We start from the raw sequence: 12,993 nt of genomic DNA on the forward strand, positions 1-12,993 counted from the left end.
GGTCCAGCCACGCCATACGACCAGGGTGTCTCCGGGACGGAGCTGGTCCAGCACCTTGGCCAGTTCGGGTCGGGACTCCAGGGAAACCGAAGCCGTGTCCGTGAAGATCCGTTAGCAGCCGGCCGCCTTCAACGCGTAACGACTTCATGATCCGCCACCATGAAACCGGGCACGCGCTCAGTCCCTCCCGAGGCCTACGACTCCCTTTTCGCAAGGATGCGATCACTCATTGTGTATCTGCTTAAAGTGAGCGGCCGCCGGGGCTGACGTCACCCGAAGCGCTCTGGTACCGGCCGTGGTCCGCGTCACAAGCTGATCGAGAGGATCACGGTCAGCAATCCACCCCTGCGATGTCCTGATGGATCTTAATGTATCGTTATTCCATGGATGCATGGAATAACGATACGGTGGACAAGCTGGAGGTCTACGACGCACTGGCTAACGTCGTGAAGGCTATGGCCAACGGCCGGCGCCTGGAGCTGGTGGAGGTGTTGGCGCAGGGGGAGCATTCGGTCGATGCCTTGTCGAGGATGACGGGCATGGGAATGACGACTGTGTCTGCCGGTCTGCAGACAATGAAACAGGCTGGGCTGGTGAAAACCCGCCGCGCGGGGACGACGATCCACTACCGGCTGGCCGGCCCGGAGGTCGTGGATTTGTATCTGGCCGCGAAGCGGGTGGGTTTGCTGCGGTCCCCTGAGCTGCGCGACAGGTTGACGGAGTACATGGGCCAGGTGCCTGGAGACCGGACGGTTCCACTAATTGATCCTGCGGCTGTGACATCCCGTATGACGGTGGTGGATGTACGTCCTGCCCTTGAATTCGAGGCCGGCCATTTCCCGGGGGCGCTCTCGATTCCGGTAGATGAACTGCCGGCACGGTTCAGGGAAATCCCGGAAGGCGCGGAGGTGGTGCTGTACTGCCGGGGCGAATTCTGCCGGATGGCCCGGGAAGCTGCGGCGTGGCTCCGGGACCAGGGCATCGATGCGAAGGCCATGGATGAGGGAGTCATCGAGTGGCGCGCCTCGAAGGAGGATCGCCTTGACCAGAGCGCCTGACCTACTCGAGGTGGCCCGGTCGGGGGCTTCCAATGAGGGCGTCCGCAGGCAACTCCAGCGCCGCACCCTCACGGTCGTTGTCATCAGCCAGATATTGGGTGGGGCCGGTCTTGCTGCCGGTGTCACGGTCGGGGCCTTGCTGGCCCAGGACATGCTGGGCTCGGACAGTCTTGCCGGAGCCCCGACGGCCCTGTTCACCCTGGGGTCCGCACTGGCGGCTTTCCTGGTGGGGCGGCTCACGCAGCGGGCTGGCCGGCGGTTCGGGCTCGGTCTCGGTTTCGCCGCCGGCGGTCTGGGAGCTGCGGGCGTCGTGGCCGCGGCCGTCATGGGCAGTGTTCTGCTGCTCTTCGTCTCCCTCTTCATCTATGGCGCAGGGACCGCCACGAACCTACAGGCCCGATACGCGGGTACGGATCTGGCCCTTCCGACGAAGCGTGGTACCGCGGTGAGCATCGCCATGGTATCCACCACGGTGGGTGCGGTCGCCGGCCCGAATCTGGTTGAGCCGCTTGGCACCCTGGCCGCTGGCTGGGGGATACCGCCGCTTGCGGGACCCTTCCTCCTGGCCGGTGTCGCGTATCTCGCGGCCGGTGCGGTGCTGCTGACCTTGCTCCGCCCTGACCCTTTCCTGGTGGCCCGACAGGTGGGCCTCACAACACAGGCCTTTCAGACAAGTCCCGGGGTGGTTCCCCGCTCGGGCACCGGCGTCTACGTGGGGGCTGCGGTGATGGTGCTGACGCAGATCGCGATGGTCGCGATCATGACCATGACCCCGATCCACATGCGCGCACATGGTCACGGGCTGGGAGAGGTAGGGATTGTCATCGGAGTGCATATCGGGTCGATGTACCTGCCCTCCCTAGTGACTGGGATTCTCGTCGACAAGGTAGGGCGCGTGCCCATGGCGGTCGCGTCCGGGGTGACACTGCTGATGGCGGGTGTCGTCGCGGCGATCGCGCCGGCGGACTCACTCGGGCTGCTGATCCTCGCGTTGGCCCTGCTGGGTATCGGTTGGAACTTCGGGTTGATTTCCGGCACGGCACTGGTCGTTGATGCCACTGTGCCCGCCAACCGTGCCCGCACCCAGGGCGCCATCGACGTGCTGATCGCCCTCGCCGGTGCCGGCGGGGGAGCGGTCTCCGGCGTCGTCATGGCCACCACCAGCTACAGCACCCTCTCCATCGCCGGCGGCGTCCTGGCGCTGTTGCTCATTCCGGTCCTGCTCTGGGCCCGCAGCCGGCAGACACTGCCCGCCGACTCCCATCCTGATCCTTCTGGGGGCTAGGGTGGTCCGCCTCCATCATCTCCGGTTCCGCCTTCCTCACCGACGCGGTCGCGCCGGATGAACGGCCCGAGGTCCAGGGCCTTTCCGACCTGACCATGAACTTGTTGGGGCCCTGTGCGGTGCCCTCGCCGGGCTGATCCTCTCCGGCATTGGTTATTCAGGGTTCGCGGCGGTAGCCGTGGTGTTGGTGGGAAGCATGACGGGAATGACGATCCTCCGTTCCATCCGCATCAGGGCCGAACGAATGAATGCGTCGGTGGGTAAGTAGGAGCACTAGCTCCGCCCCGGCTCATTGCCGAGGACCTTGTGAGCTGGGCGGGAGCCCACTCCCGTGTGCCTGGCGGCGCCAGCTGAGGGGGGTGTATGCCTGCGATGTCTCCGACGGGTTGTCAGAGAGGGCAGCTGTGATAACGCCGGACGCCTTGTGCGCCGAACCGAATGGAACATCGGGTTCCGGCCCCGGGCCATGTCTGGCTTCCAGCCAGTCCGGGGACAGAATATCGGACATGGGGTCGGCGAGGGGTGCGTCAGGCGATACCGCGGCCGATGCGAATACCCGCCACCGGATGAACTGGTCCCAATTTGTGTGCTGCAGCCCTTCAGCAAGTTCACCGTGGCATGCCAAATTCTCGAGAGATATGGATCATGGTGCGTGAACAGCCAATCGACTCCACCCGCCAACCGATTCAGGCGCCTACTGGAAATTCATCTGTCCGAAATTGTTGTCTCAAAAAACTAAGCTTTTTGAGACATTGGCATGGGGTCCAATCCGTAAATCGTCTGGCCCGGGATGGCGGGGCACCAAATGTCTCGGAAAGTCGTCGTGCCGTAAAGTGTCCCAACGAGTTGCCGCGAAGAGGTTTATGAGTGTCGATTTCAGAAGTCATCTGCACGGAATGTCAACACTCGTCTGCACGGCACCCCCGTGTCCGTATGCGGTCCTCCAGCGGTCATCCGATGCGTTGACAAGGATTGTTGGGAAACTGAGGTTTCGACCGTCCCGTATACCCCGCCCGTAAAAAGCCCGGTCAGCGGGTGGCGAAGCGTACATGCAAACACCATGAGCCGGACTATTGAGCGGTGTGGTTCCCAGTGTTTCGTGGCGACTCCAGGCAGGTCCGGGGTCTCAGCAAAGGATCCCTTGCTGAGACCTGAAATGCTGGTTGGAGGGCCGATATCGAACCGCTGCAAATTATTGAATTTTCAAGTTGGCCAAATTCTCAACAATATGTCTCATGTACAATTTCCCAAGAGTACTGAAATTTAACCTTTGACGAGACTGTGGGGGAGTGGCATTGGCCAGCATCGGTTATGCGCGGGTCAGCACCGTGGACCAGAATGCCCAGTTGCAGATGGACGCCTTGAAGCAGGCGGGGTGCGAACGGGTCTTTGTTGACCACGGGGTCAGCGGGACCCGGGCCAGCCGGCCCGAGCTGGATCGGATGCTCGACCATTTGCGCCCGGGCCAGGACGAGGTGGTGGTGTGGAAATTGGACAGGCTGGGGCGCAACACCCGCAACCTCCTTGCGCTGATCGACGATTTGGAATCCCGCGGGATCCATTTCCGCTCGCTGACCGAGGGGATCGCCACCACCGGCCCTATGGGCACGGCGATGCTGACCGTGATGTCGGCATTTGCCCAGCTCGAACGCGACCAGCTGGCCGAGCGGACGAAGGCCGGCATGACTGCGGCGGCCGAACACGGACGGAAAGCCGGGCGGCGGGAAGTCACTACGGAGCATGTGAAGGTCAAACGCGCCCGTGAGCTGAAGGACCAGGGACTAAAACCTGCCGACATCGGGAAGGTCATCGGGGCAAGCCGTGCGACGGTCTACAGGTACCTGAGCCTCGGCGGCGAATGAATCACCGGTGCTGCCTCACATAAGATGGCGGCAAGATTTGCGGGACTCTTCAGGTTTCCTTCTGAGGCAACATATTGCCCTTCGCGGAGGTATTGACATGAAGCAACAGGGTGGGGTCACCGGGGTCGCGGCTGCCGTCGCCGGCAAACGGAGCGACACGGTTGGAAATTTGACGCGAGCTTGTGAGCCTCTTCCGAGGACTTGTTTATGAAACAGCACGTATTTATTCGGGCGTCCATAGCTTCCGATGCGACTACTGCTACGTGACAATCGCAATTTCTGTCATAGTCGAACGCAGCGGTATCCTCATTTCATCTAATCAAGGGGGATTCATGAGCTTCAACGCGACTCGACTTACTTGCTTTGCTCTTATTTCTGCCATAGAGGCAGACTGCAGAACATTGATCTTGGGACTTCCAGATGGAGCGGAGTGGCCTAGCGAGTCAATTGAGGCCGCCACGAGTCGTCTGGGAAGAGAGCGAGGAAGTCATGATGTCAGCCCCTCGCTGCTTGTCGATTTCCTTGACTTTGCAGACTCATACCAAATCTTGCTTCGACACAAGAATGAACTAGGCCCACGCGTTCAGGAATCGCTTTCAACGGTTGCGCCTCGCTTGCAGGACGTCACCGCCATACGCAATCGCGTGGCTCACACGCGTCCCATGGAGATCAACGACTTTTCAGTTCTACAGGACGTGGCTACCGACCTGCTGCATCATGCGCCTTCCTCTTGGCAGACTCTCGGAGATACAGTGGCCCGTCTCCGCAATGACCCGTCATATGTTCTTGGGCTAACGATCCAGTTGCCATCTGACCCCATTCGACAACCATTTCACAACCTACCTTTCCCGGATTTTGACGAGACGGGATTCTATGGCCGCAAGAGTGAGCTTAAGCGAATCAAGCAAGCCCTTAAAAGTGCTTGGCCTGTCGTCTCGATTCTTGGCGACGGCGGCATAGGCAAGACGTCTATTGCCTTGAAGGCTGCGTACGACATTCTAGACGACCCAAGCTTCGAATTTGAGGCAATCGTCTGGGCTTCAGCGAAGGCGACAACCCTAACGACGACCGAGATCGTCAACATCAGCGGTGCAATTCAGGATTCCTTGGGTCTGTTCAAGGTTGCGGCTGGCGAACTGGGGATTCCTCAAGCAACTTCAGAAGAAGCTGCCGACGAAGTTCTGCAGTATCTTGCCGCATTCAAAATTCTCCTCGTCCTTGACAATCTTGAGACGGTCTCAGACCAGCGACTGAGGGACTTTCTTCTAGGCCTTCCGCCCGGAAGCAAAGTACTTGTCACTAGTCGTATCGGCTTAGGCCTTGAGAATCCCGTAAAGCTAGGTCCTCTAAGCAATGAGGAAACACGTCGGTTCCTGCGAGCACTAGCATCGATTCGCAATGTAGAAGTTCTCAAGACCCTAGATGCGAAGGGTATTGACAAGTTTGTCGACCGGCTAAATGGACATCCGTTGTTTATTAAGTGGCTAGTCTCTGGCGTTGAAGCAGGAAAACGGCCCTCAGATCTTTTTAGTGACAACACGCTGCTGCTCGATTTTTGTATGTCCAATGTGTTTGACCAGTTGAGCACAAAGGCGCGTACTGTGCTGCAGTCTTTACAGGTAGTTCAAGGACAACGAGGGCAAGCTGAACTTGCCTTCATATCCGATCTTTCTGCGTTTGAAATCCAAGAGACGCTCCTTGAACTAATGAAGACGAACTTCATCTCTATGAAGAGATCCAACTTTGATGAGTTCGAAGGTATTTATCAGACGGAAGAATTTGCTCGTCAGTACCTGGCAAAGAACCAGCCAATCGAATCAAGTTTCCGACTGGAAATTACCGAACGCTCCAAGGAACTCTCCCGTATCGGGCGGGATCTTAAATCAATGACCTTCAGTAGTCGATACGATCCCCGCTCGATCGATACGCGGGGTCCACACGATATCCCTGCGGCCAAGATGCTAGTCGATGCCCAACGACTTGTCAGTCAGGGCTCCCTCGACGAGGCCTTGGGGCAATGTCGCGAGGCTCAATTGTTATCGCCTTCCTACTACGAGGCGTGGCGTCTAGAAGCGTCGATACATGTCCAGAGACGAGACACCGCCGCGGCTACAGATGCTTTCACCACGGCTCTCTCACTCACGGAAGACTCGCCCATCATCAATTACCACTTTGGTAAGTATCTTTTGGAAGAGGTAGGCGACTACCCAGCTGCTCTCGACTATCTGCAAAGGACTGCTCGGTTGGACGGCACTAGCGAGGAAGTGCTCGAAGCCTTAGCGAGTGCGTACTTTCTGGCCGGAGACTACGCGAAGAGCCTCGATACGTGTGTTGGGCAAATCCAACGTGGGGCGGCCTCTGGCGGCTCTCGATTCATCATGCTGCACCTAATGCGCTCAGCCGTTTTTGGCGTGGAGACGTCCCTATGGGATGGGCGTCTGGGCGATGCGTTGGAATTGACAGACGTCGCGACAGAGGCGCTAGTTTCAGCTGACCTGACCCTCATCCCTGCCACCGGATGCGACTGGATATCGCGCCTGGCTGACGGCTGCCGACGGGTGGAGGCCGAGGGGGAGTCCGAAGACTATCTGGTTCGACGCGCCAAAACTCTTAGCAAGCAACTCGATGCTCTGATCCTGGAGATCGATCCTAGGGGCGTTGACCGTAAAGTTGGAATCATTGTAAAGACGGACCCAGAAAAACATTTCGCGTTCATTAATTACAACGATCGCGACTACTTCTTCCACCACAACGCCCTGTTGGTCCGCTCAGAGTGGGCGGACGTAGACATAAACCGGCTAGCAGCCTTCAAAGTTGACCCTGGTGCCGCTAAGGGTCCTAGGGCGACCGAGGTTCGTATCCTCAGCTGAAAAACGATCTTTAGCTTCTCTCGCCGAGATAGCCTTCGTCTTAGGATTCTGGATCCAAGATTCAGACAGAATCACTGGAGAAAGCCTTTTGTGCATAAGGATCACCACCTCAATTTCGTATGCTGGTTGCCGACCCCGTGAGGCGCCGTCGCTATTGGGTTTTGACCCTTTGTGTAGCTTTTCTTTGAGCCAGGATGAATCTCTCAGAGGCCGTGCACGAGTCGCGATAACGTGTGGTGCGATGAGCGCGAAAGGTGACTTGCGGCTTGTGTACGGGTGTTCCCCTGGGCACCGCTGTCCACATGTGTGCGGGAAAAGACCGAAGGAAATATCTTTTGCCGTGCACATGTGGACAGGGGGCAACGGAAAGAGAGTAGAACGAAAAATGCCGGTGCAGATCCGAGAGGATCTGCACCGGCATTTTTCCTTGGGAGAACGTTACTGAGTCGGTTCCTCGACGGGCGTTCCGGAGTCCTTCTTGATGCGACGACGAGGCTTTGCCGAGAGCTTGTTGAGTTCGGCTTGTGTCCATCCCTTTTTGAGAGCGGCGGTGAACGCCAGCTTTTCGGCGTTCTGCGCTTCTTCAAGCTTGTGTTCGGCCTCGATGCGGGCCGAGACGGCATTTGCAATGTCGGTTGCTGCCTCCATGCGCAGATCGTTTTGCGCTTGCAGTTGTTCGAGAATCCGGGCGGCTGCGTCGCTCATGGGTTTCACTTCGTTTCTCATATTGTCGCGTTGGTCGGTCGGGTCATTCTGACCGCCTGTGGCTTTTTACAGACTAGTCGTTTCGAGGTTTCAAACCAACGTTTTCGGCACTTGGTGAGTTGAGCTGGCACCGATTTCACCGGAGCAAGCTATAGACTTAGCATAGCTAAGTCGGCTTTTGCGCTTTACTGCGTTTCGCTGGCGTGGGACACTTGAACCTGATGGTTCGAGCGGGGTTGCACTGGGCGAAGGGATGAAGCGGTGGCGGTTGGGCGTGAACGTAAGCGACAGACCAACATCGGCGGTGGCCGAAAGCATCCTGTGCAGTTGAAGCTCTCGCTGGTCGAAAAGACCGCTTTGAAGATCCACGCCGACGAGCTTGGCGTTAGCATCCAGCGGCTTTTGGTTGAGTCAACGCTTTCGTCGTTTCAGGGTGAAACGCTCACCGAACGCCGCGATCTTTTGACGGCGCTGTTTCAGCTTCAACGCGGCCTCGCTGCCGTTGGAAACAACATCAACCAGATTGCCCGCGCAGCGAACGCAACCGGCGAAATCAAAGGTGACCTTGATGCAGCGCTGGCGCAGTTGCGTGCATCGGTCAACAGGATTGATGAGACCCTGGAATCGTTGAAGGTTGTTGGTGAACCGTCATGATCCCCAACGTTGTTCGCGGTGGACGCATGAACGGAGTGATGGCCTACCTTGTCGGGCCGGGACGCTCGAACGAACACGAGAACCCGCACCTGATTGCGGGTGATGACCGGGTGACTTTTGCCATTCCGGTTGGCACGTCGTTGGACGCTAACCAGGCGTTCGAGATCGGCTACATGCTCGATCAGCCACGCCGCATTCATGAGGCCGAGTTCAACGTTCCCGTGTATGCACGTGACGATGAATCCGGCGGGTTCCTCACGGACGAGGCAGGCAAGAAGATCCGCACTGGTTCCAAGCCTGGCCATGTGTGGCATTGCTCCTTGGCCGTTGACGCCGGGCATGGACGGGTCAGCGATGAACAGTGGGAAAAGATCGCCACGGAGTTCGTTTCACGTATGGGTTTCATTGATCCCGATGGCGCGAAGTCCTCGCGCTGGGCGGCAATCCATCACGGAGCTTCCAAGAACGGCAACGACCACATCCACCTTGTCGTTCAGTTGATCCGCGAGGACGGAACCAAGGCGAACATCAACAACGACTTCCACCGTGCACAGACGGTATGTCGCGAGCTTGAGAAGGAGTTCGGGTTGCCCCGCTTGGAGTCCCAGGAACACGGCAAGGGTTTGGCCGGTGAGAAGCCAGCCGAGCGGGCGCGTGCGGATCGCGGCAACAACGTTTTGTCGGATAAGTTCGAACTGCGCCGCCGCCTACGCGCTGCGCTTTCAACCTCGAACAATGCCGAAGAGTATTTGCGTCACGCCCAGGATTTGGGTGTGCAGGTGGCCCCGAGTTTCAATCCGGGTTCAAACACCGAAGTGCGCGGGTACAAGGTTTCCCTTGGAGGCCGTGGCACGGAAGAGCGCGGCATCTGGTACGCACCCAGCAAGCTCGATTCGACACTTGCCTGGAACGACGTTCACGCACGTTTCGGCAATGCCAACCGCGAGGCCGGTGACGCCTACCTGGCGTCCCTGCATTCTTCGAATGCAGGGCAGGAACGCCGTAAGGCTGTCGCCCATCCGGTGTCGAACGAGCAACTGGAACGGATGATGAGCCACAAGACCGGGCCGGATACCTTGGCGAACATCTACGCGCGCTTGTCCTTGCAGTTCGAGCGCAACAAGCCAGCCACATTCCAACGGCTTTCTGAGTCCTATGCACGCGCTGCGCAGGGTTCGGGGAACCTCCGGTATGCGGCACGCATGAACCAGCGCTTTGCCGCTGGCCAGGGCCGGGGCTGGGTCGCGGTGGCCAAGCAGGCAGGACGCCTGGGCCGGGTCATGCTCGAGAACCAGATGAGCCAGGATCGACCACACTTCTCAAACAACGTTGACCGCTTGTTGAAGGACGCTGAGGGAATCATCAACAGGGAAATGCAGCGCATCCACAAGGAAGAAGCAACAAGCATTGCTGTTTCCAAGGCGCCGACTGTTCCCTACCGGGAGTGGAACGCCGGTACACAACCCGAGGCGGGACAAGACCAGGGATACGAACGCTAGGCAAGGGCCAAACTATCAGGGAGAGTGAGCACGATGGTTGATCAAGAAGAATCGGAAATCATCCAGGAGTTCGGCAACATGACCCGCGCCATCATGGGTTCCGGGCTGCAAGCCGCCGAGCAAGCGCAACGCCGGGCGAACATGAGCCAGGCCGAGGCCAGCGCACAGGTTGCGCGCGAACGTGGTGTGGCCGAGATGATCCGCCGCGAGCTTTCCTCACCATCGTTTTGGAAGCACGCCAGCAGCGAAGCCATTGCCGACCGCATGACAGTGGCCGGCGAGCTGGCTCTCAAGCACAATGATGCTTCCCAGGCATTCATGGTGGGCGCTGACCGGATTCGCAACCAGTATGGAATCAACATCGAGGACATCAACCGCGACCACCCCAATTCCACCGTGCAGAGGCACCAGGCGTTGCGTGATGCCCTGGATGATTACCTGGCCAGCCAGCGACTCAACATCCAGCAACTCAATACCGAGGCGCAGGGCAAGGACGCCGGGGCAGAGGTGCCGGAGACGGGCGCAGGCGTCGAGGACGGTAAGGACACCGCCCACGAGCTGGAACAGGCAGCAGCCGCCGCGAAGCAGGACGAGCAAGCAAACCTTGCACGGGCCGGCGAAGCGGAAGCCGAAACGCAGCAGGACGCGAAGCACACCCAAGCCGACGAGGCCAAGGAAACCACGAGGCACAGCGACGATCCCACGGATCGCCCCGACAACGAGCCAAGTGCCGCACCAGCCCGTGTGCTGGCCGTGTGGAAGGAAAAGGGCGGCAAGGACGCCGATTTCCCCAAGGCCCCCACCACCCACAACCCGCAGGCTGCAATGAAGAACCGCAAGAAGGTTTTGGCTGGGGCAGGGGCACAGCGCGGACAGAGCCAGGAGCTATCGAAATGATTGAGATTCCTCCGGGCACAGACAGCATGGATCTAGACGGCGACGACACAGCGGAGCAAGAAACCCATGCAGGGGAAGCCACGGACGAGGCAACGCCAGAGCGGCCATTCATGTATGCGGATGCCGAACAGTGGCTGCAGGGTTACGCGTTGCCGCGATACCTGCGCAAGCTTGGTTCGACCAGGAAATGGGCACCGAACTGGTACGACTACCCCGAAGCGTATTCGGTGATTACCGCGCTGTGGGAGTCGTGGGAACAAATGCGCTGGGACGGGCCACAACAAATCCTGGTGTTCTACCGGGACTACTTCTACACGATGATGGATCGCCTGACGGCCATGGATGGCCCGTTCCATGCCTACGACAAGACCACGCACACCGAGCTACCGGAAACCTTCCCCGTATGGGACGCCCCGCCAGGGTATTTCCGACAGGCCACGGTTGCCGAGTCGCCGTGAATCCAACACCCTGTGCATTGGATACTGAGGCCAAAAGAGCATTTGGTGACAGGTTATATGAGAATCTGTATGATAACTTTCTCATCAACCTTTGGCTGAAAATTGGGGACACATGTTAATTAAAGGAATCGCAACGGTTTCGACGCTCTCCCTCCTTGTTGGGCTTAGCGCATTACCCGTGGAATCCGGACCAGAAAAAACAACTACCATCGACAGCGCAACAAGCGTGATCTCGGCTGCTGTCGAGAACTTGGACGAAGATAACGCGAAAGTACTCAACCCGACTATCAATAACAGCGGGGAAATTACAACGACCGTCCAAGACGCCAGCGTAACGGTGGAACAGTCCACTGAAAATCCCATTGTCGAGCTGGACGGTGGTGAAGAAGGAATGCACTTCGAGTTCACCTTGCCATCAGCCGATGACGCTGTCGAAGGAGAAGTTGGGGATGACGGCACAGTCCATTTCCTTGACCCTGAAGGAGCGGTAGACACTGGTATCCAAACCCTTGATGACGGTTCAGTTCGTGCAACAACGACGATCAATGAAGAATCTGCTCCAGGAAGTTACCGTTACGAACTAGGGCTTCCCGACAATTACTCCTTACAGCAGGACGCTGACGGTGGCGGGATCTCTCTACTCAACGCTGCGGGTGAAAAAGAGGGCGCAATCATGCCTGCCTGGGCCATCGATGCTGAAGGCCAGGCAGTCCCCACCCGGTATGTAATTGACGGGCAAAACCTCATTCAAGAGGTTGACCACCAAGCCGGAGATTTCGCTTACCCAATCGTCGCAGATCCCCGGATCTACTACGCATGGTGGCAGCTTTTCAACTGGACTGATTGGCACTACAACAAGTCCTACAAGATGAACCAGCTCTCAATTAGTCTTTCCGGATGGGGAAGACACGACGCGATTTTCGCCGCCGACCAGTTCCTTAGTTCAGGTTGGAACCTCCTAAAGACCCGATACAGCAAATACACCCTAAGCACCACCATGTGGCAGCAGTGGGAATGCCACGTTGCAGCAGGAGGGCTGATGGAGTGGGGTACCTTTGATCTTGAGTGGCAACGGCCAAAGAATTCCAACTGGCGCGCTCGAATTGCCAAATACTGGAAACAACCAAGCAAGGTATGCAATTGGTAGAGGACTCTAGGGACATCCAAACAACGAAGCGCAGGAGTAGTTCCACGACCGCGCTGGGCTTGGCTTGCGCCATACCCAGCATGGTTGCAGCTCTTTTCTTCGTGCTCTGGCAACAACCAAAACTTGTTGACGCCAATATCGCGGCTGCCTATCAAAGCTTCGAGAGCGGTTCGCTTGTTGGGATTGGCGTTTGGTTCCTCTTATGGGCCGCAGCTGTGTGCGTGATTATTCTGCTTCCCCGCTGGATCGCACCACATCCCACCACGTTGGCGGGATACTTCCTCCTTTGCATTGGGACCCCAGCACTGCTTTCACTCGGGATCTCATCAGCGATGGGATCCGCCATGCAAAAGGTAGTCGCTGTTGACGATGCGACAGTCTTGATTCCGGAAGGGCTCTCCATCCTCTTGTCAGCAAGCCTCATGGTTTCTCTAGGCGGACTCGTCGTGCTTGTGGGTTCAAGAATATTGCATAACAGTTCGGGCGCTAACTAGCGCCCTTCTAGGTACCCATGCTCTTGGTACGAATGAGTGAAGCTCAGGCCGATGGCCTGAGCTT

General features: G+C 58.1%; 11 protein-coding genes. 10 read left to right on the plus strand and 1 reads right to left on the minus strand.

From position 1 onward, the window contains the following. Nucleotides 1–368: 368 nt before the first annotated feature. The 4 genes from ACSYDW_RS18670 (at nucleotide 369) to ACSYDW_RS18685 (ending at nucleotide 7,075) form a co-directional block, all read left to right on the plus strand. The gene (locus ACSYDW_RS18670) at nucleotides 369–1,058 is read left to right on the plus strand and encodes a metalloregulator ArsR/SmtB family transcription factor (protein ID WP_438340237.1); all 690 of its coding nucleotides are present in this window, start codon (nucleotides 369–371) and stop codon (nucleotides 1,056–1,058) included. Then, a complete protein-coding gene (locus ACSYDW_RS18675; RefSeq protein WP_438340238.1) occupies nucleotides 1,042–2,343 on the plus strand; it encodes an MFS transporter in 1,302 nt (433 codons plus the stop codon). The genes ACSYDW_RS18670 and ACSYDW_RS18675 overlap by 17 nt, the downstream gene beginning before the upstream one ends. Nucleotides 2,344–3,638: 1,295 nt before the next feature. Continuing rightward, nucleotides 3,639–4,205 (plus strand): recombinase family protein, encoded by a 567-nt coding sequence (locus ACSYDW_RS18680; protein WP_438340262.1) that lies wholly within the window; start codon nucleotides 3,639–3,641, stop codon nucleotides 4,203–4,205. Between the two features lie 662 nt (nucleotides 4,206–4,867). After that, nucleotides 4,868–7,075: a tetratricopeptide repeat protein gene (locus ACSYDW_RS18685; protein ID WP_438340239.1), complete on the plus strand. Its 2,208-nt coding sequence runs from the start codon at nucleotides 4,868–4,870 to the stop codon at nucleotides 7,073–7,075. Between the two features lie 438 nt (nucleotides 7,076–7,513). On the opposite strand, the gene ACSYDW_RS18690 is transcribed toward ACSYDW_RS18685, so the two are convergent. Further along, nucleotides 7,514–7,780: a hypothetical protein gene (locus tag ACSYDW_RS18690; protein ID WP_438340240.1), complete on the minus strand. Its 267-nt coding sequence runs from the start codon at nucleotides 7,778–7,780 to the stop codon at nucleotides 7,514–7,516. Between the two features lie 321 nt (nucleotides 7,781–8,101). On the opposite strand from ACSYDW_RS18690, the gene mobC reads away from it, so the two are divergent. From mobC to ACSYDW_RS18720, 6 genes are all read left to right on the plus strand, one after another. After that, the gene (mobC, locus tag ACSYDW_RS18695) at nucleotides 8,102–8,434 is read left to right on the plus strand and encodes a plasmid mobilization relaxosome protein MobC (protein WP_438340263.1); all 333 of its coding nucleotides are present in this window, start codon (nucleotides 8,102–8,104) and stop codon (nucleotides 8,432–8,434) included. After that, on the plus strand, nucleotides 8,431–9,933 hold the full coding sequence (locus ACSYDW_RS18700) for a relaxase/mobilization nuclease domain-containing protein (RefSeq protein ID WP_438340241.1): 1,503 nt from the start codon (nucleotides 8,431–8,433) through the stop codon (nucleotides 9,931–9,933). The genes mobC and ACSYDW_RS18700 overlap by 4 nt, the downstream gene beginning before the upstream one ends. A gap of 78 nt (nucleotides 9,934–10,011) precedes the next feature. Next, nucleotides 10,012–10,830 carry a hypothetical protein gene (locus ACSYDW_RS18705; protein WP_438340242.1) on the plus strand — a complete coding sequence of 273 codons (819 nt, stop codon included), beginning with the start codon at nucleotides 10,012–10,014 and terminating at the stop codon, nucleotides 10,828–10,830. Continuing rightward, nucleotides 10,827–11,288: a DUF4913 domain-containing protein gene (locus ACSYDW_RS18710; protein ID WP_438340243.1), complete on the plus strand. Its 462-nt coding sequence runs from the start codon at nucleotides 10,827–10,829 to the stop codon at nucleotides 11,286–11,288. The genes ACSYDW_RS18705 and ACSYDW_RS18710 overlap by 4 nt, the downstream gene beginning before the upstream one ends. A 112-nt stretch (nucleotides 11,289–11,400) precedes the next feature. After that, nucleotides 11,401–12,435 carry a hypothetical protein gene (locus ACSYDW_RS18715; protein ID WP_438340244.1) on the plus strand — a complete coding sequence of 345 codons (1,035 nt, stop codon included), beginning with the start codon at nucleotides 11,401–11,403 and terminating at the stop codon, nucleotides 12,433–12,435. Beyond that, on the plus strand, nucleotides 12,423–12,929 hold the full coding sequence (locus ACSYDW_RS18720) for a hypothetical protein (RefSeq protein WP_438340245.1): 507 nt from the start codon (nucleotides 12,423–12,425) through the stop codon (nucleotides 12,927–12,929). Before ACSYDW_RS18715 ends, ACSYDW_RS18720 begins: the two co-directional genes overlap by 13 nt. Nucleotides 12,930–12,993: the final 64 nt, after the last annotated feature.

Origin of the sequence: Paeniglutamicibacter selenitireducens, from assembly GCF_051550675.1 — a bacterium.
Taxonomy (GTDB): domain Bacteria; phylum Actinomycetota; class Actinomycetes; order Actinomycetales; family Micrococcaceae; genus Paeniglutamicibacter.

Bases quoted from the DNA above. Each gene is read 5' to 3' on its own strand.
- ACSYDW_RS18670 (WP_438340237.1), top strand. From the start codon at position 369: ATGTATCGTTATTCCATGGATGCATGGAATAACGATACGGTGGACAAG.
- ACSYDW_RS18685 (WP_438340239.1), top strand. From the start codon at position 4,868: ATGGAGATCAACGACTTTTCAGTTCTACAGGACGTGGCTACCGACCTG.
- ACSYDW_RS18690 (WP_438340240.1), bottom strand. From the start codon at position 7,780: ATGAGCGACGCAGCCGCCCGGATTCTCGAACAACTGCAAGCGCAAAAC.
- ACSYDW_RS18700 (WP_438340241.1), top strand. From the start codon at position 8,431: ATGATCCCCAACGTTGTTCGCGGTGGACGCATGAACGGAGTGATGGCC.
- ACSYDW_RS18705 (WP_438340242.1), top strand. From the start codon at position 10,012: ATGACCCGCGCCATCATGGGTTCCGGGCTGCAAGCCGCCGAGCAAGCG.
- ACSYDW_RS18710 (WP_438340243.1), top strand. From the start codon at position 10,827: ATGATTGAGATTCCTCCGGGCACAGACAGCATGGATCTAGACGGCGAC.
- ACSYDW_RS18715 (WP_438340244.1), top strand. From the start codon at position 11,401: ATGTTAATTAAAGGAATCGCAACGGTTTCGACGCTCTCCCTCCTTGTT.
- ACSYDW_RS18720 (WP_438340245.1), top strand. From the start codon at position 12,423: ATGCAATTGGTAGAGGACTCTAGGGACATCCAAACAACGAAGCGCAGG.